This window comes from Rhizobium mongolense subsp. loessense (assembly GCF_900099775.1).
Classification (GTDB): domain Bacteria; phylum Pseudomonadota; class Alphaproteobacteria; order Rhizobiales; family Rhizobiaceae; genus Rhizobium; species Rhizobium loessense.
The window spans coordinates 218,834-239,560 of record NZ_FMTM01000008.1 but is presented as its reverse complement, the minus strand read 5'-3'; the positions used below and the strand labels follow the sequence as shown (position 1 = coordinate 239,560).

Genomic DNA, 20,727 nt, shown 5'->3' with positions numbered 1-20,727 from the left:
AGGAGGGTGCAATGAGAATAGGAACAAGAACATATGGCGCGGCGGCTGCCGTCCTCAGCCTGGTACTTTGCTTGCCGGGGGCGGCAGCGGGAGCCGAAGCGAAGAAAGCGCCGATGCCGCTCAGCGCCTACGAACTCTACCAGCTCTATCGCGACAAGACCTGGACCTGGGGCGCCGGTGGCGGCCGCTTCATGGACGAAGGCCGCCGCTTCGTCGCCTGGACGAATGATGGCGGCAAGCAATGGGTGGCCGAGGGCCGGTGGGCTGTCGACGATCTCGGGCAGATGTGCATGCGTGCCACCTGGACGAACGAACAAGGTCCGGCCCGCGTCAGCACCTGCTTCGGTCACCGCAAGATTGGCAGGGTGATTTATCAGAAGCGCCAGCCCGACGGCAATTGGTACATCTTCCGCCACGCCTCAGCGCGCGCCGGCGATGAATACCTGAAGCTCGTGCCGGCGGACACCGTCAGCGCCAATGCGGATGCCTACAGGCAGAAGCTGATGGCTCGGAGGTAAGAGGAGAAAGCCATGACGAAGCTAAGGGGAAGAATAGTCTCGGCCACCGCGATCGCGCTGCTGCTGTCGGTCGCAGCTAACCCCGCAACGCCGAGCCTGGCGCAGGACGCAGCTGGAGTTCCAGCACCCTTGAGCCAGTCAATCGTTGACAAGCGCCCAGTTCTGCATGCTGACGGCATCAAGTTCGGCGCCTATGACCCGCACGGCGATTTCACGTCGCAGCAGGGTGTCGCGACCGAGCACCTGTTCCTGCCGTGGGAAGACGTCGATCTCGAAACGCTGAAGACGGCAGACGCCTATGCGCAGGCGAGGGGACGCAACCTGCTGATTTCCGTCGAGCCCTGGTCATGGGATGTCGACTGGCGACTGACCTCCGATGAGCTGCGCCGGAAGGTCCTGCGCGGCGATTACGACGTCAACATGCGCGCGATCGCCCGGATGATCACAAAGCTCAAGAGCCCGGTCATCGTCCGCTGGGGGCAGGAAATGGAAGATCAGAACAGCCGGTTCTCGTGGGCTGGCTGGAACCCGCGCGACTATGTCACCGCATACCGGCGGATGATGGATATCGTGCGTGCCGAGGCACCTGGGGTGGAAGTAATGTGGTCGCCGAAGGGGCTTGACGGCCTCGATGCCTACTATCCGGGTGATGATTATGTCGATCTCGTCGGCCTCTCCGTCTTCGGCCTGGAGCCCTACGACACACTCGCCTATGGCGGTCCGCGTGACTTCCGCCAGGCGCTGACGGACGGCTACCGCCGAGTCTCGGGATACGGCAAGCCCATCTGGGTAGCCGAACTGGGCTATGAAGGGAAAGACGCCTACATGCGGCCGTGGATCGACACCGTGACGTTGAAGCACAGCGATTTTCCGGAACTGGAAGAAGTCGTCTATTTCAACGACCGCGACGTCCATGCCTGGCCCTTCAATCTCGGCCGTCCCAACTGGAGGGTCATCAAGGGCGACGAGACGAACTAGGCGTGGTCGACCAAGAGCTGTGGATGGCCAGCCCGGTTTCTCGCGACTGCATCGGGCTGGCGCAGGCAAGGAGAAGTGGATTATAAGCGAGCTATCGACCCGATCTGCCGATAGGCACGTCCGACATGACTGACTCTGGCTTGGTGATCGACTGGCTTCTCCGCTCCGACCCATCGATCCGATGGCAGGTGATGCGCGACCTGAGCGACGCCCCGGAACCGGAGTGGGCGGCGGAGCGGGCGAAGGTGGAGACCGAGGGCTGGGGCGCCAGACTTCTTTCCTACCAGGACGAGGACGGGCAATGGGCGGGCGGCTCCTTCGTCCCAGCCGATTTTGATCCTTGCGAGTGGAAGGAGCACGGTCAGCCGTGGACGGCCACGACGTTTTCGTTGTCGCAGCTCCGGGAATTTGGTCTCAATCCCTCGTCGGATCGGGCCAAACGAACTGTCGAATTGATCGGCGTTAACGCACGTTGGGATGAGGGCGGCCAGCCTTACTGGGAGGGCGAAGTAGAGGAGTGCATCAACGGCCGGACCGTTGCCGATGGTGCATATTTTGGGGTTGACGTCTCGTCCATTGTCGACAGGCTGGTAGGCGAGCGTCTCGCTGACGGCGGCTGGAACTGTGAGAGGCTTAACGGCTCGGTCCGCTCGTCATTCGCCAGCACGATCAATGTGCTGGAAGGGCTCCTGGAATACGAGAGAGCCACGGGGGGTACGCGTAAATCTCAAGAGGCTCGTAGGTCTGGCGAGGAGTATCTCCTGGAGCGCAACCTCTTCCGCCGTCTCGGCACGGGAGAGCCGGCCGACGAGCAGTTTTTGCGTTTCCTGCATCCGAACCGTTGGCGCTACGACGTCTTGCGTGCGCTCGACTATTTCCGCTGTTCTGCGATGTTGACCGGCGCCGATCCCGACCCGCGACTTGGCGAGGCTATCGGCCACGTCCGTTCCAGACGTCTGGAGAACGGCACCTGGCCCCTCGACTGGAGCCTGACGGGGCGGGTGTGGTTCGAGGTCGACGACGGGCAGGGCAAGCCCTCGCGATGGGTGACCCTCCGGGCTATGCGGGTGCTTAGGTGGTGGGAGAGTTAGCCGATCGGGAAATTTCCCATCAGGCGCCTACGAACGTTCCACCAAAGGAGAGATCGAGGCTGCTCGTTTTGCTGGCACGCAGTGCCTGGGGCCGACAGGGCCCAGAAACGAAAACGGCGCCAAAGCGGCGCCGTTTTTGGTGTATCACGCTGCCGCGATCAGCGGAACGAGCGGGATGCGATGTTGCGGATCTCGTAGCGGCTGATGCCGATGTCGGAGAGCGTCTGGTTCGAAAGGCTGCCCAGCTCGTTGAGCGTGCGGCGGTAGCTAATCCAGCTCTTAGCAATGCGGATCGGGTTCATTGTCATCTTCCTTAGAACGTTGCCTCGCGGGCGGCGCCATCGCCGTCTCTGCGGTTGACATTCATATAGTGGTTCCCGGTCATATTGTGCAGTGCAAAGAAAAGGCATCTGCTATGCGTTTGTGCAATGTGGTGCACGATAAATACGCAGAAGCCATTTTTTGAGCGGTAAAAGAGAGGTCGTTTTCGCTGCAACTATTGCGACAGCGTAAATTGAACAAAAGAAAACGCCCGCTGCCGAAGGCACCGGGCGTTTTGAAGGAGGAGATCAGCTTGGGAGGACGCTGATCGCCTGAATTAGCGGCCAGAAGCCTCGCGAGCAACGCGATGGATGTCCGAACGGTCGATGCCGAGGTCGTGCAATTCGCGGTTGGTCATGCGGCCGAGTTCAGTAACTGTCTGACGGTACTTGCGCCAGTTGTTGAAAGAGCGTGTGAAGTTCATTTTAATCCCCTTTCCGAGGGCTTGCCATCTGCCAGCTGCTGCCCATCAGCGCTGGCTTGCGTTTGATGACCAGAATATATGTTGCGCCGCGAAGATCTAACAGAGACAAGATTTCATTCCACCTATGCATCCGGCGCAAGTCTATCGCGGGAAACTGCGCGATCTAGCCGTTTTCTGGTCAACGAATAGGCAGAATGTTTTTTGGTGGGCATCGCTTAAAAGTCGATTGCTCAAATCGCCGGCAGGCCGGCATCGCTGCCGATATTGGCCGCCCTCAAATTAAAGACCAGTATCATCCGCCCTTCGACGGAGATTTGCTGTTGGCAAGAGCCCGGCGCGCTTTCCGGACCGTCGGAGCCGGGCGTTTCACGAGTTGGCGAGCCTGTCGGCGAAATCCTTGCAAACCGGGAGGCTAATCGTTTTATGCCTCGCAAACCAAAACGCCCACCGGGGGAGGATCCGGTGGGCGTCATGTTGGTGACTGACAACTGGGAGGAGGAGTGTTGCCAGTCTATCGGAGGGCGCTGGGAGGAGGAGTGCGCTGCTCCGAATTTCGTTGCGAACATCATATCCGCAGGCATCCGGTAAACCGGGTCGGGCTGCCATGCCCGCGCTTCTTGATCGTCAATATAGTATGACTAATGATTATTTTGCAGTGCAATATTTTCATGGTGGCCATGCGTTTCATGCATGCCTTATCCGCAACGACTCTATACTAGTTCGCGGCTCTTAATGCCCGGTTAATCCCGTGCCAAGTTCGCACAGTGAAGTATCTTCAAGGGCATAGGTCCGGGAGATTGCGAAAGACGCCGCTCCATCTATAACATTGACGGGGAAAGCCGCTGGAATCGGCACGGAGGCAGGGATGTATCGGGGACGGTTGGAGCGGGATCTGTCGCTCTGGGTGGAAAAGGGTCTGCTGCCCGAGGCGATGGCGGAATTGCTGCTTGTCGAATATGACAGCCGGCCTGCAAATTTCAGTCTCGGCAATGTGCTGATGGTGCTTGCCGCGGTGTTGCTTGCAGCGGCAGTCCTGCTGCTCATTGCCTCCAACTGGGAGGCGATCCCGCGGCTGGTCCGCGTCGGCACCATCCTCGCCCTGATCTGGGCTGTTTATCTCGGCGCGGCACTACTGTTTGCCCGAGGGGCTTCGGCGGTTGCCAGCGGCCTGCTCGTCATCGGTGCCCTGAGCTTCGGCGGCGCGATCTCCCTCATCGGCCAGATGTATCATCTGTCGGGTGACGAGCAGACTGTCATGTATCTATGGTTCGCGGTCGCGGCCGTGTCTGCCGCGCTCTTCCGCTCAGGTACCGTGACTGCCGTAGCCGGCTTTCTGTCCTGGGCCTCATTCGCTGTTTATCTGACGGACTACGGCGCCCGTTGGGTGGGCTTCGATCCCTGGGCGCCGCCCGTCATGGCCGTGGTCATTGTCGCGCTGGTGCGCTTTACCGGTGCCGATCGTGCACGGCATCTTGCCTATCTGCTTGCTGTGGGCTGGCTTGCATGGCTCTACACCTTGCATGAAGATATCCAGGTGGCGTTCGCCTTCGTGCTTTGCGGCATGGCCGCGTTCGTGGCCGTCAGCCTGCCGCCGCTGCGTGGCTTTGCATTCATAAGGACTGCGGGTGCTGCGCCGGCCTTTTACGCATTCCTGGTGGCGGTAGTCGGATTGCTGTTGCTCAACATAGAGTACGATGAAAGCTGGCCGCTTGTCGTGGTCGGCATGGCAACGCTCGCAATTGCCGTGCTTGCCATCGCACTGCAGGGCCGAGACAACGGCGCCGTGCGGTATCTTGCCTACGCCACCTTTGCCGCCGAGGTTTTCTACCTTGCTTCCGTCACAGTCGGTTCGATCCTCGGGACGTCGGGCCTGTTTCTCCTGTCCGGTCTGCTGGTGGCGATCGTCGCCTGGGCGGTGATCCGCCTCGAGAGACGTTTCGGTGCAAGGTCGACGGAGGTGACGGAATGAATGCGCTGTCTTCAAAACGTCAATCGGGCAGGGGTTACCTGATTGCGGCGGTCATTGCTGCCGCCCTCCAGACCATCGTTCTTGGATACATAATCGAAAGCCGCGCGGCGATCCTGCGCAGCGGTACGGAAGTCCTGCTGAAGACGACACCTGTCGATCCACGTGATTTCCTGCGTGGCGACTACGTCGTGTTGAATTACGAGATCTCGTCGGTTCCGGCACAAACGGTGGTCGGCGAACTGCCCGCCGCACCGGGCGAGCAGACGCTCTGGGTCCGCTTGAAAAAGCAGCCGGACGGATTTTGGGCAATCGCCGAATCGTCGTTCCAGCCGCTCCCCGAGGCAGCGGAAAGCGCCGTGCTCAAGAGCCGTCCATTTTACAGCTACGGTGTGCGCACGGCCGACACGATCCGCGCCGAATACGGGATCGAACGCTATTACGTGCCGGAAGGCCAAGGCAAGCCGCTGGAGGAAGCCCGGCAGGATGGCAGCGTTTCGATTGCTGCGCGCGTTTCAAGCGATGGCACGGCTCAGATCCGCAGCTTGCTCGTAGACGGCAAGCCCGCCTATGAGGAGCCTCTTTACTGACTTTGGCGAAATGCCAGGAGAGGGGCCCTGCAGCCCAAAAAATCCCTGTCATTTGGCCTTCATTTTTCCTTTGCCTCCACCAAATCGGGTGATATAGAGACGCCGCGCTCCGGAAGGCCTCATGTGCAGGCAAATGCATTGCGGTTTTGCGAACGCGGGTATGGTGAAATTGGTAGACACGCCAGATTTAGGTTCTGTGTGATGGTCCCTATCACCGGTGAATACAATCCCTGACATGAAGTTGAAAGGCCCCATATGCTTGGGGCTTTTCTTTTCCATTTAAGCATTCACCAGTGAATACAATGAGTGTTTACTGGCTGGTGCGTGACACATCGTGTGTCATTTTGTCGGAGATTACCACCCACTTAGGGAGCCGCAACGCGGCCTCTCAAAGCCCGCCCCGGCGATTACCACCCACTTAAGCAAAGCCCCGAGAACCGGCCCTTGAAGGGGACTGGAAGGGAGCCTTTGGCCCACGCAAAGACGAGGACCGTAGAATGACCATCGAACAGACCATCCTTGATAACCCGCTCTTTGAACGTCAGCTTGAACTGGAACAGGAGATGAGAACCTCCGGTATCCAAAGGTTCAGGAAGAACGTCGAGAAGGCGGCTGAGAAGGGCCAGATGACCGGAACCATGTCGGTGAACCGATTGGTGACTGAAGCCCACGAGAAGGTGGTAGCAGCTATCAACGAGTTTCTGACTGAAGCGAAGAGCGGTGCAGCCGGTCGCCGTCACACGGCAGTGGCCTTCATCGACAAGCTCGATGTCGACACGGTCGCCAACATCACCGCCCGCGTGATCCTAGACGAGGTAACCCGCAAGTCGAACCTCACGAAGACTTCACTCGCCATCGGCTCGATGTTGGAGAACGAGTTCAACTCCCGCAAATTCGAAGAGGAGATGCCGAAGGCTCACAAGAAGTTCCTCAAGAAGGCCAATTCCGAGACGCTCGACCGTCGTCGCTGGTCTCATCTGCTCTACCCCGCACGTCTGCTCGGCGTCGAGCTGGAGGAATGGTCTGAGAAAGACCGCATCCTCGTCGGTCTGAAGCTGGTCGACCTGTTCATTCAGGCTACCGGTCTGGTCGAGAAGCAGGTCGTTCAGTCATCCCGCTTCGGTACCCTCGAACTGCTCGTTGCCAATGAGGCCACGCTGCAGTGGATGGAAACCGAGAACAGCAGGCTCGAACACCTGTTCCCGATCTTCATGCCTACCATCGTCCAGCCGAAGCCGTGGACATCGCCTTTCGACGGCGGCTACTACACGGCCTTCCGTCGTCTGCGTCTGGTGAAGACCCACAACGTTCAGTATCTCGAAGAGCTGAACAACCGCGATCTCTCGGAGGTCTACGAGGCGATCAACGCACTTCAGGACACAGCCTGGGCGATTAATGTCGAGGTGCTGGACGTGATGCGGACGCTCTACGAGACTGGCTCTGGCGTTGCTGGTCTGCCTCAGGCTGACAAGCTGCCGCTCCCCCTGCGTCCTCACTGGCTGCCAGAAGGCAAGGACAAGATGGCGGTCGAGGACATGACCGAGGAGCAACTCGAAGAGTTCAAGGCGTGGAAGGCCGATACGCACCGCATCCACAAGGAGAACGCTGCCATCCAAGGGCGTCGGGCTACCTTCCTGCGGACGCTGGGCGTGGCCGAGAAGTTCAAGGATGAGGAGGCGTTCTTCTATCCTCACACCCTCGATTGGCGTGGCCGAGCCTACCCTCTGCCGCTGTATCTGACCCCTCAGGGCAACGATCTGCAGCGTGGTCTTCTCACCTTCGCCAATGCCGTCCCGATCAACGATGAGGAGGACGCTGGTTGGCTGGCAATCCACGGGGCAGGGTGCTGGGGCTACGATAAGGTCAATCTTGAGGACCGCATCCAGTGGGTTTACGAACACGAGAAGGAAATTCTCGCCTCGGCTGAGAACCCCTACGACAACCGCTTCTGGATGGATGCGGACAAGGGCGAGAAGAAGTGGCAGTTCCTTGCGTTCTGCTTCGAGTGGGCAGCGCTTCGCCGCGAAGGCTATGGATACCTGTCCAGCCTCCCGGTCCAAATGGATGGCACCTGCAATGGCCTGCAGAACTTCTCGGCCATGCTGCTGGACGAAGTTGGTGGCGCAGCCGTCAATCTCATCCCAGCGGATGAGCCGCAGGACATCTACCAGCGGGTCTGCGATATCGTTTGCGAACAGCTCGCTCGCGATCTCAACAGCGCCGAGATGGTCACCCTCAAGGGCAAGACCGACAGCGGTGAGGAGTATGAGAGAGTGGTATGCTCGGTCGCTGACATGGCTGGTGGATGGCTGCCGAAGATGGGACGCAAGGTCACCAAGCGTCCGGTCATGACGCTGGCCTACGGTGCCCGCCGCTTCGGCTTCGTGTCGCAGGTCGACGAGGACACCATCAAGGACTGGCGTTCAGGTTCGCCCGAGAGCTACCCCTTCATCAGCCAGGGCGACGATGGCAAGCCCACCGACTACGGCTACAAGGCAGCCCAGTACATGGGCGGTCTGATCTGGGACTCCGTGGGTGAGGTCGTGGTCAAGGCTCGCGAGGCTATGGACTGGCTTCAGGCTGCCTCTCAGGCCGCGTCGAAGGAAGGCCTGCCGATCAACTGGACCACGCCGGTTGGTTTCCTCGTGCAGCAAGCCTATCGTGTGCCGAATACGAAGCGGGTGGATACCACGTTCAATTCGCAGCGTATTCGCCTCACGTACCAGCACGGTGTGGGCAAGATCGACAGCCGACGTCAGGCATCTGGCATCAGCCCGAACTGGGTTCACTCGCTCGACGCCTCGCACCTGATGAAGACCATCGGGCGCAGTAAGCGGGAAGGGATCACCTCCTTCTCTATGATCCACGACAGCTACGGCACCCACGCGGGCAATGCTTGGGCCCTCGCACGGTATCTGAGGGAGGAGTTTGTCCAAATGTATTCACAGGTGGATGTATTAGGGAGATTCAAGGAGGAACTGGAAGCCCAGATCGGGGAGCAACTTCCAGACCTCCCGGCCAAGGGTAACTTGGACCTTCAGCAGGTGCTGGAGAGCCCGTTCTTCTTTGCCTAAATGTATGCACCAGTGAATTAAATACGCCAGCGATGATCCCTTTGAGGGGATTACCACCCACTTAAGCAAATCCTCGGCGCGACCCTGAACGCACCGGTCCCGCCGATTACCACCCCCTTAAGCAAATAGCTCAAACAGCAGGTCTCATATCATGAACAACTCCGACGCCAACAAGGCTCAGAGCGCGCTCGGTCGCGCCATCGCACTCTGGAATCAGGGCCGCGACATCTCCTTCCACCACGCTCAGGAACTTCGCGAAGATGGCTATGACGTAGCCGCTCTCCGTCGCTTCCACTTTAAGCTCGCGCTCTGAGGTGAGCGTGATGACGAAATTGACACCCTCCATTTACGGGGCAGCTCCGAATGACTTGGGCTGCCACGATCTCGACACCTCGGAAATGATGTTCTGGCTGTACCTTCCGATCAAGATGCCGGGGTGGTTCGAACCGACGCTGCCGAAGCAGCTTGAGAAGTACCGGTCTCTGATCGAGGCGGTGCAGGAAGACGTTATCCTCTTCACCGATACGGTCTGGACTAACAGTTACGTCTACCTTTCCGTGAAGATCACGCATGTCACGCCAGATGCCCCCGGCAATCGCCCTGGCTGGCACTCGGATGGCTTCCTGACGGACGACTTGAACTACATCTGGGCCGACCGGAACCCGACCGAGTTCTTCATCTCTGACGATACCTTCTCGCTGCCTGCAGATCATGCGCGGTCACTCTGGATGTTCGACCACGTTGCTGAAAGTCCGCGTTCGTCGTCATGCAGTCGCAAGACGCACGCCAAGGTGAACCACCTCTACCGCCTCGACCAGACGAACATCCATCGGGTGTCGCTCAACGTCGAAAGCGGGAAGCGGGCCTTCATCAAGGTATCGATCTCCGACACGCCGTACATCCAGCTCGGTAACTCCATCAACCACGATCTGCCTGAACATCCGCTGCCAACGCTGGCACGGCAGGCCGAACGCAACTGCCCGCAGGGGAAGATGTGATGCCTGACCCTCACTGCCTCATAGGCCGCGTAAGCCTCAAGCAGATGGTTCTCCCACGCGCCTTCAAGACCCTGACGTCCTGCCACAAGCACAACCCTTATGGCGAGGTCTCCGACTATTACGTCCGCAGGGACGGGGTCGAGACCGACTTCGAAGACGAACTGATGGGCCTGACCCATTTCGTTCGCGCAACCCGCTGATTATCAGCCCTCGACATCTGAGAGAAATCACCATGAAGAACTTCAACACCGCCATTCGCGTAGCTCCGACCGCGTCCAACTGCAACACGACGGGCGAGATCAAGCTCGCGACGTTCGATGCTGACAAGTACGTCAACCTCATCACTTCCGACCGGAACCTGACGATCTCGGCAGACGAAGCCAAGAAGCTCCGCGATCTACTCAACGAAACCTACCCGCTCGAAGTCGCCAAGCCGTCCAAGTTCAAGGTTGGCGACAAGGTCACCTACAAGTCCATCGTCGGCTACGGTGTGCGTGGCATGGAAGGCCGCAAGGGCTCGATCAAGGAAGTCCTGGCCAATGAATGGTACATGGTCAACTTCTCCGGTGGTCCGTTCGACAACCTGATCAAGGTTCACTCGGACTACCTCGTGGCAGGACCGGCCCCGACTGTTGGCGGCTTCAAGGTTGGTGACCGCATTCGTCGCCTTCAGGGCATCTATAAGGGTCAAGTCTTCACCGTGACTGAGCTGAATGCCAGCCTCACGGAGCTGAAGGTTGACGGCATGGCGGGCTGGCGTATGCCGAAATACTTCGAACCGGCAACGGAGGCCCCCGAACCAGCCCCGGCCAAGATCGACACCGGTCGCTTCATCGTGGTCGCCCTCGAAGGTGCCAACTACGTCCCCGGCAGCAAGCCGAAGCTCCACGTCACGGACTTCGCGGCCAAGGCTGAGGCCGAGCGTCTGGCCAAGGATGTCGGTGGTACCTACCACGTCTTCCGCGCAGTCTTCGAAGCCAGCCGCGAGAAGCCGGTCATCCCTCCGGTCAAGACGACCAAGCTTTAGCCAATTTCATCCACCCGTGGATGTTTCTCGGCCCTTCGCCTTGCCGGTGAGGGGGCTTTTCCAATTCTCCTAGCAGGACTTTTCACATGGCAGAACGCAAGAAGAACCCATCGTTCATCTCCCCTCGTGGTCCCCTCAAGTTCCCGAAGATCGACAAGGTCGACTACGGCACGAAGGAATACCCGAAGCCGAACGGTGAGTACTCGACCAAGCTGGTGCTCGAAGCAGACGCACCGGAGACCAAGGCCTTTATCGCCAAGCTGACCCCGATCTACCGGGAAGCGATGGACGAGGCCGCGCTGAAATTCAAGGAACTGAAGGTCGAGACCCGCAAGAAGCTCGGCAAGGTCACCGAGAACGACCTTTTCACCACCCTTTACGATCAGGAAACCGAGCAGCCGACCGGCTACATCGAGTTCAAGTTCGCGATGGCGGCGAGCGGCGAGCGCAAGGATAAGACGAGGTGGTCGGCCAAGCCCGCGATCTTCGACGCCAAGGGCAAGCCGATGGTCAAGGTACCGGAAATCTGGTCGGGCACTGAGGCCAAGGTCTCGTTCGAATGCCAGCCGTACTTCATCCCGGGCACCGGCGCTGCTGGCCTGAAGCTGAAGCTGAAGGCTGTGCAGGTGATCGAACTCGTCTCCGGTGGCCAGCGCACGGCATCGAGCTACGGCTTCGGCGCTGAAGATGGCTACGAACACGAAGAGCCGACCGTCGAGGAAAGCTCGGGCGACTTCGGTGACGAGAGCCGTTCCGACACCTCGTCGAAGACAATCGACGACGACATCCCGTTCTAAGGATCACATGACCTATCGCACATCAGCCTCTGGGCTGCGAGCGGTGGGCATACGAGAGGGCTTCCGATCTGGACTTGAAGACAAGGTAGGCGACCAGCTCAAGGCGCAGGGCATCGACCCCCGCTACGAGCAGGTCATCATCCCGTACATCAAGCCAGAACGGAAGGCCAAGTACACACCGGACTTCCAGCTACCGAACGGTATCTTCATCGAGACCAAGGGTCGCTTCGTCACAGAGGATCGGCAGAAGCACATCCTCATCAAGTCGCAGCACCCTGAACTCGACATCCGGTTCGTCTTCTCGAACCCCAAAGCCCGCATCTCCAAGACATCCCAGACAACTTACGCCGATTGGTGCCTGAAGCACGGCTTCAAGTTCGCGGCGAAGTTCATCCCCCAGGAATGGATCGATGAGTAGCATGTTCACCGTCCGTAAATCGACGGCCTACCTCGTCGTCCACTGCTCAGCAACACAGCCCAAGATGGACATCGGCGCGAAGGAAATCCGCCAGTGGCATCGCGAGAAGGGTTGGATCGACATCGGCTACCACTTCGTCATCCGCCGTGATGGCAAGGTCGAGATCGGTCGGCCTGAGAATGTGGTCGGCGCTCACGTAGAGAACCACAATTCCAATTCTATCGGCATCTGCCTCGTAGGCGGTGTCGACGCAAACCTGAAGCCCGAGAACAACTTCACCCCGGCCCAGTTCGCTGCCCTCGCTCTTAAGCTGCACGAGCTGAAGCAGAAGTACCCGAACGTCACCGTTCAGGGACACCGGGATTTCCCCGGCGTGAAGAAGGACTGCCCCTCGTTCGATACCCGCAAGTGGATCAAGGACACGGGCGTCTTCACCGAGACCGCAGAGCCGATCAAGCTCGATAACGACGGCCTCATCATCCGCTGCATCGAAGTCACCGCAGCAAACCCGACACTCTTCAGCCTCGCCAAACGCTTTGGCTACACGGCTGCCGAGCTGCAGAAGGCCAACCCTTTCGTTGACCCGACCCAGCTCAAGGTTGGCCAGCTCATCCGCCTGCCGGACTGAGATTACCACCCACTTAAGCATGACCTCCACTGACCCTCACGGTTTCCCGCCGTGGGGGTTTTTTCGTTTTTACGACCTCAACATCTGAGAGATCACATGAACACTTTCAAGCTCGGTGCCCGCGTGCGCCACAATCACAGCCCCCGCTTTGGTGTTGGTATCGTCACGTCGATGCGCAATGCGCTCGGCCATATCGAAATCCAATTCGAGGGCCGCAAAACCCCGTGGACGACCCGCCCCGGCTACGAACACTGGTATGAGTTCCTTCCTGAAGTCGTCGCGCCTACGCTCAAGCTTCCGGTAGGTTCACACGTTCGCCACAAAGACAACCCGCAGTACGGCAACGGGCGCATCCGCTTCATCCACCCGAACGGCACCTCGCTGGCCGTCGAGTTCGAGAACCGCACGGGCCTCGTGCATGACTGCGCTGGCCACGGTAAGGCAGACTTCTGCCGCTGGACCAAGGCCGATAGCTTGGAACTGGTCAACCCCTTCAACGTTGGCGACACGGTCCTGATCTGCGCTCTCGACAAGCGCTCGGACGAAGACTTCTGGTACACCCCTGACTTCGCCGGTCTGCAGGGTACCGTGATGGCTGTTCACGAGGATTGCGTTGACGTGCAAGCCACGTCCCACGGCGTCTCGTGGACCCAGTACATCCCGACCCACGACCTCACGCTGGTCAAGATCGACCCCGTCGAAGCTGTCAAGGCAGCGACCCCGAAGGTCAAGACGATCACCTTCAAGTCAGGCAGCCAGTGCGACCGTCTGGTCAAGTACATGCTGTCCGGTCAATCGATCACCCCGCTCAAGGCCCGTGCATTGTTTGGCGCTGAACGCCTCGCCGCACGCATCCTCGAAATCAAGCAGGCTGGTCACAAGGTGAAGTCGGTCATCAAGACTGACATCAACGGCAAGGTCTACTCCGAGTACTCGCTCCGCAACGTCGGTCGGGTAGCAGCATGAAGAAGTTCCTCGGCTACATCGCATGGGACTTCGCCCTGAACGAACCGAAGAGCGGCACCCGCCGCTTCAAGGTTTGGACCACTGAGCGTGAAGCGGGCAGGGGCATTCCCGAAGGCTCGAACCGCTACGGCGTGAAGCCGGTCTACGTCGAGGTGGAAGCGTAATGGGCTTCCTCATCGGCTTTGTGATCGGCTTCCTGATCATCCACCTCATCTTCAACCGATAGGAAACCCCATGAAACAGGCATTCTATGCCGTGGTCATTCGCGTGGCCAACGGTCTCCTCACTGTTGCCGGTGTCCGTGAACGCTGATGCAATCAGAAAGCTCCTTCGTTCGTAAGGAGCCATGCCCCGCGTGCGGCTCAAGGGACAACCTTGGCCGCTACTCAGACGGCCACGGCCACTGCTTTGGTTGTGACTATTACGAGCCGGGAGATGGCTCCGACCCTCAACATTCAAGGAAATCAAAGATGTCGCGAGAACTCATCTCGGGCGGGGAGTACCGTGCCCTTTCGAAGCGCGGCATCACCGAAGAAACGTGCCGCAAGTTCGGCTACCAGATCGGGCACTACAACGACCAGCTCGTCCACATTGCCCCTTACTACGATGAAGAGGGAAACCTCACGGCGCAGAAGATTCGCTTTGCCGATAAGACCTTCACGGTCACCGGCAACATGAAGCCCGCGCTGCTCTTTGGCCAGAACCTGTGGAGTGGTGGAGGCCGCAAGGTCGTCATCACCGAAGGCGAGATCGACGCGATGTCGGTCAGCCAGGTACAAGGCAACAAGTGGCCCGTGGTGTCCATCCAGAATGGCGCTCAGTCTGCGAAGAAGGCACTCTCCGCAGCCCTCGAATGGCTCACTACCTTCGAGGAAGTCATCCTCATGTTCGACATGGACGAGCCAGGGCGAGAAGCCGCAGCCGCGTGTGCTGCTCTTTTCCCTCCCGGCAAGTGTAAGATCGCCCGTCTACCGGACAAAGACCCCAACGCTCTGCTCATGGCAGGGAAGGGGGATGAGATCATCACTGCCATCTGGCAAGCCCAGACCTACCGCCCCGATGGGGTGGTGTCCTTCAAGGACATCAAGGACGCGGCCCGCAAGCCTATCGAGATGGGCCTTCGCTGGTTCTGTGAGCGCCTGACCAAGCTCACCTACGGTCGCCGCTTCGGGGAAGTCTACGCCTTCGGCGCGGGCACCGGTATCGGCAAGACCGACTTCCTCACCCAGCAGATCACCTTCGATGTCACCGAGCTGGGACAAAAGGTTGGCGTGTTCTTCCTCGAACAGATGCCAACCGAGACGGCCAAGCGATTGGCAGGCAAGTCCGCCAAGCGTCGGTTTCATATTCCAGACGATGGCTGGACCGATGCCGAATTGGACGAAGCTCTCGATAAGCTCGATCAAGATATGCTGTTCTTCTACGACAGCTTCGGCGCGACCGAGTGGAGCGTCATCCGCGAGACCATCCGCTACCTTGCCCACAGCGAGGACGTGAAGGTCTTCTACATCGACCACCTCACGGCCCTTGCTGCTGCTGAGGATGACGAGCGCAAAGCCCTTGAACAGATCATGGCCGAGATGGCCGCGCTGGCCAAGGAGCTGGGCATCATCATCCACCTCGTGTCGCACCTCGCCACCCCTGAGGGCAAGCCTCACGAAGAGGGTGGTCGCGTCATGATCAGGCACTTCAAGGGCAGCCGAGCCATCGGCTTCTGGTGCCACTACATGTTCGGCCTCGAACGTGACCAGCAGCATGAGGATGAACGTCTCCGTTCGGTGACAACCTTCCGGGTGCTGAAGGATCGCTACACAGGCCAAGCCACAGGCGAGGTGATCTACCTCGGCTATGAGCGCGAGAGCGGTATGCTCTACGAAACCAGCATGGACTTTGGCGATGAGATCGGCTCGGACTTCAAGGACGAGACGGCCCCCTTTTGAGTCTATCAATCCACCCGTGAATTTGTCACTCCAGCGAGAGGACGACTATGGCTCGTTATCTATTCGATTGCGAGACCGATGGGCTGCTCGATACCCTGACAAGGGTTCACTCATTGGTCCTGCGAGACCCCGACATTGGGTTCACGTTCTCCGCCACCCCGCACCCGTACAGCTCTCCTGATCCAACGATCAGCACGGACTGGACGGTCGAGGAGGCGTTACATGCCTTGATGTACGCCGATGAGATCATCGGTCACAACATCATCAAGTTCGACATCCCGGCATTGCAGAAGGTCTACCCGTGGTTTCAGCCGAAAGGCAAGATCACGGATACCTTGGTCTGCTCCCGCTTCATCTGGTCCGACATCGCTGACCACGATCTGAAGCAGGTACGAAAGGGCTACCCCGGCAAGCTGGTCGGTTCCCACTCCCTGAAGGCTTGGGGCTACCGCCTCGGCGTTCTGAAGGGGGAGTTCGGTGAGACCACCGACTGGCACTACTGGTCCCCTGAAATGCAGACTTACTGCGAGCAGGACGTTGAAGTCACTGCGGAGTTGTACGCCCGCATCCAAAAGAAAGAGCCGACTGAGAAGTCCCTCTGGATCGAGCATGAGTTCTGCAAGATCATCGCCATGCAGGAGCGCCACGGCTTCGCCTTCAACGAGGGCGAGGCGATCAAGCTCTATAACCAGCTCGTCAAGCGGCGGCTGGAAATTGCCGGTGAGCTGCAGGTAGCGTTCCCTCCGGTCGAGAAGACCGAGGTGTTCATCCCGAAGGTGAACAATCGCCAGCGCGGCTACGTGAAGGGCGAACCTTTCACGAAGAAGTGGATGGTCGAGTTCAACCCGTCCTCCCGGCAGATGATCGCAGATCGCTTGCAGGCCATGGGTTGGGTGCCGCAGGAGTTCACTCCTTCCGGTCAGCCGAAGATCGACGAAACGATCCTCCAGGCATTGCCCTACGCTCAGGCGAAGGTGCTGGCCGAACATTTCCTCGTCGAGAAACGCATCGGTCAGTTGGCCGAGGGCGATCAGGCGTGGCTGAAGCTGGTCAAGAAAGGACGCATCCATGGTTCCGTCAACACCAACGGAGCGGTCACCGGAAGGTGCACGCACAGTAATCCTAACGTCGCGCAAGTCCCTCGCGTTGGAAGTCCTTTCGGCGCTGAGTGCCGAGCGTTGTTCACGACTACGTCCCGCTGGGTTCTTGTGGGTGCCGACCTATCTGGCCTTGAGCTGCGGTGCCTTGCCCACTTCATGGCCCTCTTCGACGGGGGCGAGTATGGACGCATTGTCCTCGAAGGGGACATCCACACCGTAAACCAGAACGCTGCCGGTCTGCCGACCCGTAACGATGCCAAGACCTTCATCTACGCCTTCCTCTACGGGGCAGGTGACCAGAAGATCGGTAGCATCGTAGCGCCTGATGCATCCCCTGAGGAGCAGAAGCGCATCGGCAAGAAGCTCAAGCGGCAGTTCCTCCAGAAGACCCCGGCACTGCGCCGTCTTCGCGAGGTCGTCGAGCTGAAGGTTCTCGGGTTCGTCCCGAAGGCCCGACCGCTCAATGTCAACCCTGCCTACGAGTATATGTGGCGACAGGACAGCGCCAAGCAGTGGTGGTTCAAGGCTTCCTCTGGTGGCGTCCTTATCGGCCTCGACGGTCGTAAGCTCCACGTCCGCTCAGCTCACGCGGCCCTCAACACGCTCCTGCAGTCTGCCGGGGCGCTGATCTCGAAGGTCGCGATGATCTTCGCATACCAAGAACTATCCACCCGTGGATATGTCTTCGGTAGAGACTATGCCTTCGTGGCTCACGTCCACGATGAAATCCAGACCGAGTGCCGCCCTGAACTGGCGGATGAGATCGGGAAGATCGTCGTTCAAGGGATGCGTGACGCGGGCACCTACTTCGCCTTCGGTTGTCCGATCGATGGCGAGTTCAAGATCGGCAACAACTGGAAGGAAACCCATTAATGCGTTGGGAAACCGTCAACGACACGACCTCTCGGCTGAAGGTGCCGGGAGGGTGGATTTATAAAATCAAGAGCCACTCGTACAGCGACCCCGAGATCGCCTGCGTCTTCGTCCCCGAGGTGAAGACCGATGATTGATATCCTCAAGCAGGCCTTGGAGAGCCCCTTCAAGACCAAATCAAACTTCGCCCGCGAGAACGCCGATCTGATTGCCATGGCAGCCAGTGACGGCTTCATCACGACCCGCATGGCGGCTGGCCTGTACTCCCGCAAGTGGATGATCACGCCGGTCGGCCTCTCTCACTACTACGCGCTGACGGGACTGAACCATGACTGAGCGAACCGCCAAAATCATGTCGGCCATCCTCATCGTGGCAATCGTCGTCAACATCGTCGACCTGTTCATCTAGGAGAACATCATGAAACGTTGGGTCACTTTTGGCCGCACCGAAAGCGGCGACGATCTGGTCCCGATCATTTGGGACGAACGTCCTCCGCATCACGTTGTCGAAGACGCATACCGCGAGCTTTACCCTGACGAGTACCGCTATGTCGGTCACGTCAACTGGACGGCGAAGCAGGCAGAGGAGGGCGTTATTGTCCATGACTAGGACGCTCCTCATCGACGCGGACGTGGTTGCTTACGAGGCAGCCTCATCCTGCGAGGTCGCCACCCACTGGGGTGACGGCTACTGGACGTGGCATGTCGACGAGAATGATGTGAAGACCAAGATCAACGACATGATCGATCACATCATGTCCTCCCTCGACGGCGATCAGTGCAAGCTCTGCCTGACCGACAGCGAGGGCAACTTCCGCAAGTCGGTACTGTCCACGTACAAGGGCAACCGAGCGAACGTGAAGAAGCCGCTGGTGTTGAAGAACATCAAGCAGTGGATGATCGACGAGCTGGGCGCGTATTTCCGCCCGGGCCTCGAAGGTGATGACTGCATGGGCATCCTCGCGACCGTGAGGGGCAGCGACGAGCGCATCATCGTGTCCATTGACAAGGACATGAAGACTATCCCGGGCTTGTTTTGCCGGAATGTATCCACCGGTGAAATCATGGAGATCAGCGAGGCTGAGGCCGACTACTGGCATCTCTACCAGACACTGACCGGTGACACGACTGACGGCTATTCAGGCTGCCCTGGCATCGGCCCGAAGAAGGCTGACGCGATGCTCTCTCAGGAGTGCCTCGCGAAGGCTGGTCTGACCCCGTGGCAGATGGTCGTCCATGTCTACGAGAAGGCCGGTCTCACCGAAGACGAAGCCCTCGTTCAAGCCCGCGTGGCCCGCATCCTCAGGGCCTCCGACTATGACTTCAAGAAGAAGGAGCCAATCCTGTGGCAACCAAAGGCAAACTGATTGCCCTCTACAGCGATGCCGCTGGTAGCGGTAAGTCCGAGGTGGCCAACGGCCTGATGGCTCATGGCTACTCCTCGGTGAAGTTCGCTGGCCCTCTGAAGAATATGGCCCGTGGCCTTCTCGGCTCGATGGGGTTCGACTCCGAGACTGTCGAGCGCATGATCGAGGGTGACCTGAAGGAGACGGTGATCCCGGGCTTCAAGACGGTCACACCTCGCCAGATCATGCAGACCCTCGGCACCGACTGGGGCAGGGAGGCCATCGACCAAGACCTCTGGACCAAGGTGGCAGCCGCCAAGATCGAGGGGCTGCGCGAGAAGGGGATCAACGTGGTGGTCGACGATCTCCGCTTCCCCAACGAGTACGACCTCGTGGCATCCCTTGGCGGGACGCTGGTGCAGGTCGTTCGCTCTGACCCTTCACGAGAGGCCGGTGGTGCGTATGAGGGCAAGCTCTCGGGCCACCTCTTCCACCACATCATCTTCAACAACGGAACGCTTCGCGAGCTTTACAGCAAGACGCTTCTCCTCGCGCAGTCTATTTAACGTCAAACATTCACGGGTGAATGATATGAAACTCCTCTCCGGTCTCCTGACCCTCGCTCTCGCTGCCGTCCTCGCGCTGGCCCCGGCTATCGCTGAGGCTCGCTCCTCGTTCGGCGGCTTCCGTGGTGGCAGCAGCTTCCGCTCCTCCTCGTTCTCGTCGCGCTCGTTCTCGCGCCCGTCGACCACGTACAGCCGCCCCTCGACCAGCTATAGCCGACCTTCGACGACCTATCGTCCTGCGCCGGTTTACAGCAGCCCGAGCTACTCCTCGACGACCATCAACCAGTCCAGCGGCGGCGGCTTCATGAGCAGCCTGTTCGGCTCGATTGCGGGCAACGTCATCGCTCAGTGGCTGTTCGGTGAAGACGAGAAGCCAGCCCCAGCGGCTCCTGCCGCAGTGCCGGCACCAGCGGCCCCGGTCGCTCCTGTTGTTCCGGCTGTTCCCGCAGCTCCGGTAACGCCGTGAGCCTTCAGGACCACACGAACGAAAACCTCCCAAGCAACCTGAAGGTTTCCCGAAAGGGGAACCTCCTCGTGCTGCAGACGAGGACGGCGACGATCTACCTCGACTTCAGCCGTCGAGACGAGCTGGTCGAAGCAATCAAATCCTTGGGGTGAAAGCCGCCCCGAGGGCCATTTTCAATTACCCCCCACTTAAGGATAACTCGATGGCCCAAGCCGAAGAGCGCTTCCCCCACATCCCCAAAGACCTCATCGAGGCTCTTGATAAGAGGTTCCCTGAGAGGACACCCTCATTAAAAACCTCCTTTGAAGAGATCAGATGGAAGGGTGGTGAGAGAGCTGTCGTGAGGTTCCTCCTCGAACAATATGACCGTCAGAATGAGACGGTGATCAACGAACAGGTTCTCAAGTAATGTGCCCACCGAAAGTCAAGACCCAGAAGGTCGAGGCTGTCGCACAGACACCTCCGCCCGCTCAGCCTGCGGCCACCGTCAATCAGGCTGGTCCGAAGACGCCCGAAGAAGCTTCCCCCGAAAGTGTAGCCATCAAGGCTAAGCGCAGGGGCCGCTCTGGTCTCCGCATCCCGCTGGATGCCGGTACCGGTGGTGGCGCAACCGGGATCAACGTCCCTCAGGCATAAGGTT

The 20,727-nt window shown here is 59.3% G+C and carries 27 protein-coding genes; 25 read left to right on the top strand and 2 right to left on the bottom strand.

All coding sequences use genetic code 11. From position 1 onward, the window contains the following. The first annotated feature begins 11 nt into the window (after positions 1 to 11). The 3 genes from BLP23_RS24065 to BLP23_RS24055 all read left to right on the top strand — a co-directional run bounded on the left by BLP23_RS24065 (position 12) and on the right by BLP23_RS24055 (position 2,587). Positions 12 to 518 carry a DUF995 domain-containing protein gene (locus BLP23_RS24065; protein ID WP_092587260.1) on the top strand — a complete coding sequence of 169 codons (507 nt, stop codon included), beginning with the start codon at positions 12 to 14 and terminating at the stop codon, positions 516 to 518. Positions 519 to 530: 12 nt separating this feature from the next. Then, positions 531 to 1,496, top strand: a complete 966-nt coding sequence (locus tag BLP23_RS24060; protein WP_092587259.1) for a glycoside hydrolase family 26 protein — start codon at positions 531 to 533, stop codon at positions 1,494 to 1,496. A 125-nt stretch (positions 1,497 to 1,621) separates the two neighbouring features. Next, positions 1,622 to 2,587, top strand: a complete 966-nt coding sequence (locus tag BLP23_RS24055) for a squalene cyclase (protein ID WP_092587258.1) — start codon at positions 1,622 to 1,624, stop codon at positions 2,585 to 2,587. 158 nt (positions 2,588 to 2,745) lie between these two features. Here BLP23_RS24055 and BLP23_RS24050 read toward each other — a convergent pair whose 3' ends face one another. Both BLP23_RS24050 and BLP23_RS24045 read right to left on the bottom strand, forming a co-directional pair. After that, positions 2,746 to 2,889, bottom strand: coding sequence for a DUF1127 domain-containing protein (locus tag BLP23_RS24050; RefSeq protein WP_084606424.1), 144 nt, complete (start codon positions 2,887 to 2,889; stop codon positions 2,746 to 2,748). Between the two features lie 296 nt (positions 2,890 to 3,185). Then, entirely contained in the window at positions 3,186 to 3,332 is a 147-nt protein-coding gene (locus BLP23_RS24045) for a DUF1127 domain-containing protein (protein ID WP_022715389.1), read from the bottom strand. A gap of 865 nt (positions 3,333 to 4,197) precedes the next feature. Here BLP23_RS24045 and BLP23_RS24040 point away from each other — a divergent pair. From BLP23_RS24040 to BLP23_RS23945, 22 genes are all read left to right on the top strand, one after another. Continuing rightward, entirely contained in the window at positions 4,198 to 5,301 is a 1,104-nt protein-coding gene (locus BLP23_RS24040; RefSeq protein WP_092587257.1) for a DUF2157 domain-containing protein, read from the top strand. Further along, positions 5,298 to 5,888 carry a GDYXXLXY domain-containing protein gene (locus BLP23_RS24035; RefSeq protein WP_092587256.1) on the top strand — a complete coding sequence of 197 codons (591 nt, stop codon included), beginning with the start codon at positions 5,298 to 5,300 and terminating at the stop codon, positions 5,886 to 5,888. The genes BLP23_RS24040 and BLP23_RS24035 overlap by 4 nt, the downstream gene beginning before the upstream one ends. Positions 5,889 to 6,385: 497 nt before the next feature. After that, positions 6,386 to 8,962: a DNA-directed RNA polymerase gene (locus BLP23_RS24030; protein WP_092587255.1), complete on the top strand. Its 2,577-nt coding sequence runs from the start codon at positions 6,386 to 6,388 to the stop codon at positions 8,960 to 8,962. 151 nt (positions 8,963 to 9,113) lie between these two features. Next, positions 9,114 to 9,275: a hypothetical protein gene (locus BLP23_RS33820; RefSeq protein ID WP_167363964.1), complete on the top strand. Its 162-nt coding sequence runs from the start codon at positions 9,114 to 9,116 to the stop codon at positions 9,273 to 9,275. 10 nt (positions 9,276 to 9,285) lie between these two features. Then, positions 9,286 to 9,960 carry a hypothetical protein gene (locus BLP23_RS24020; RefSeq protein WP_139187100.1) on the top strand — a complete coding sequence of 225 codons (675 nt, stop codon included), beginning with the start codon at positions 9,286 to 9,288 and terminating at the stop codon, positions 9,958 to 9,960. Continuing rightward, the gene (locus tag BLP23_RS24015; RefSeq protein WP_092587252.1) at positions 9,960 to 10,160 is read left to right on the top strand and encodes a hypothetical protein; all 201 of its coding nucleotides are present in this window, start codon (positions 9,960 to 9,962) and stop codon (positions 10,158 to 10,160) included. The genes BLP23_RS24020 and BLP23_RS24015 overlap by 1 nt, the downstream gene beginning before the upstream one ends. A 32-nt stretch (positions 10,161 to 10,192) precedes the next feature. Further along, a complete protein-coding gene (locus tag BLP23_RS24010; RefSeq protein WP_092587251.1) occupies positions 10,193 to 10,987 on the top strand; it encodes a hypothetical protein in 795 nt (264 codons plus the stop codon). A gap of 86 nt (positions 10,988 to 11,073) precedes the next feature. Next, the gene (locus tag BLP23_RS24005; protein ID WP_092587250.1) at positions 11,074 to 11,784 is read left to right on the top strand and encodes a DUF2815 family protein; all 711 of its coding nucleotides are present in this window, start codon (positions 11,074 to 11,076) and stop codon (positions 11,782 to 11,784) included. 7 nt (positions 11,785 to 11,791) lie between these two features. Further along, complete coding sequence (locus BLP23_RS24000; RefSeq protein WP_092587249.1) at positions 11,792 to 12,202, top strand: endodeoxyribonuclease; 411 nt, start codon at positions 11,792 to 11,794, stop codon at positions 12,200 to 12,202. Beyond that, complete coding sequence (locus BLP23_RS23995) at positions 12,195 to 12,830, top strand: N-acetylmuramoyl-L-alanine amidase (RefSeq protein ID WP_092587248.1); 636 nt, start codon at positions 12,195 to 12,197, stop codon at positions 12,828 to 12,830. The genes BLP23_RS24000 and BLP23_RS23995 overlap by 8 nt, the downstream gene beginning before the upstream one ends. Positions 12,831 to 12,926: 96 nt before the next feature. Then, the gene (locus tag BLP23_RS23990) at positions 12,927 to 13,796 is read left to right on the top strand and encodes a helix-turn-helix domain-containing protein (RefSeq protein WP_092587247.1); all 870 of its coding nucleotides are present in this window, start codon (positions 12,927 to 12,929) and stop codon (positions 13,794 to 13,796) included. After that, positions 13,793 to 13,960 (top strand): hypothetical protein, encoded by a 168-nt coding sequence (locus tag BLP23_RS33815; RefSeq protein WP_167363963.1) that lies wholly within the window; start codon positions 13,793 to 13,795, stop codon positions 13,958 to 13,960. The genes BLP23_RS23990 and BLP23_RS33815 overlap by 4 nt, the downstream gene beginning before the upstream one ends. 306 nt (positions 13,961 to 14,266) lie before the next feature. Beyond that, positions 14,267 to 15,736 carry a DnaB-like helicase C-terminal domain-containing protein gene (locus BLP23_RS23985; RefSeq protein WP_208603191.1) on the top strand — a complete coding sequence of 490 codons (1,470 nt, stop codon included), beginning with the start codon at positions 14,267 to 14,269 and terminating at the stop codon, positions 15,734 to 15,736. A gap of 47 nt (positions 15,737 to 15,783) precedes the next feature. Continuing rightward, the gene (locus BLP23_RS23980) at positions 15,784 to 17,709 is read left to right on the top strand and encodes a DNA polymerase (protein WP_092587245.1); all 1,926 of its coding nucleotides are present in this window, start codon (positions 15,784 to 15,786) and stop codon (positions 17,707 to 17,709) included. After that, on the top strand, positions 17,709 to 17,846 hold the full coding sequence (locus tag BLP23_RS33810; protein WP_167363962.1) for a hypothetical protein: 138 nt from the start codon (positions 17,709 to 17,711) through the stop codon (positions 17,844 to 17,846). Before BLP23_RS23980 ends, BLP23_RS33810 begins: the two co-directional genes overlap by 1 nt. After that, positions 17,839 to 18,045: a hypothetical protein gene (locus BLP23_RS23975; protein ID WP_092587244.1), complete on the top strand. Its 207-nt coding sequence runs from the start codon at positions 17,839 to 17,841 to the stop codon at positions 18,043 to 18,045. The genes BLP23_RS33810 and BLP23_RS23975 overlap by 8 nt, the downstream gene beginning before the upstream one ends. An 82-nt stretch (positions 18,046 to 18,127) precedes the next feature. Continuing rightward, the gene (locus BLP23_RS23970; protein WP_092587243.1) at positions 18,128 to 18,319 is read left to right on the top strand and encodes a hypothetical protein; all 192 of its coding nucleotides are present in this window, start codon (positions 18,128 to 18,130) and stop codon (positions 18,317 to 18,319) included. Continuing rightward, on the top strand, positions 18,312 to 19,076 hold the full coding sequence (locus tag BLP23_RS23965; RefSeq protein WP_092587242.1) for a hypothetical protein: 765 nt from the start codon (positions 18,312 to 18,314) through the stop codon (positions 19,074 to 19,076). The genes BLP23_RS23970 and BLP23_RS23965 overlap by 8 nt, the downstream gene beginning before the upstream one ends. Continuing rightward, positions 19,055 to 19,621 carry a deoxynucleotide monophosphate kinase family protein gene (locus BLP23_RS23960; protein WP_208603190.1) on the top strand — a complete coding sequence of 189 codons (567 nt, stop codon included), beginning with the start codon at positions 19,055 to 19,057 and terminating at the stop codon, positions 19,619 to 19,621. Before BLP23_RS23965 ends, BLP23_RS23960 begins: the two co-directional genes overlap by 22 nt. Positions 19,622 to 19,646: 25 nt before the next feature. Beyond that, positions 19,647 to 20,087 carry a hypothetical protein gene (locus BLP23_RS23955; protein WP_092587241.1) on the top strand — a complete coding sequence of 147 codons (441 nt, stop codon included), beginning with the start codon at positions 19,647 to 19,649 and terminating at the stop codon, positions 20,085 to 20,087. Between the two features lie 202 nt (positions 20,088 to 20,289). Beyond that, positions 20,290 to 20,496, top strand: coding sequence for a hypothetical protein (locus tag BLP23_RS23950; protein WP_092587240.1), 207 nt, complete (start codon positions 20,290 to 20,292; stop codon positions 20,494 to 20,496). Continuing rightward, positions 20,496 to 20,723: a hypothetical protein gene (locus tag BLP23_RS23945; protein WP_092587239.1), complete on the top strand. Its 228-nt coding sequence runs from the start codon at positions 20,496 to 20,498 to the stop codon at positions 20,721 to 20,723. The genes BLP23_RS23950 and BLP23_RS23945 overlap by 1 nt, the downstream gene beginning before the upstream one ends. The last annotated feature ends 4 nt before the right edge of the window (positions 20,724 to 20,727 follow it).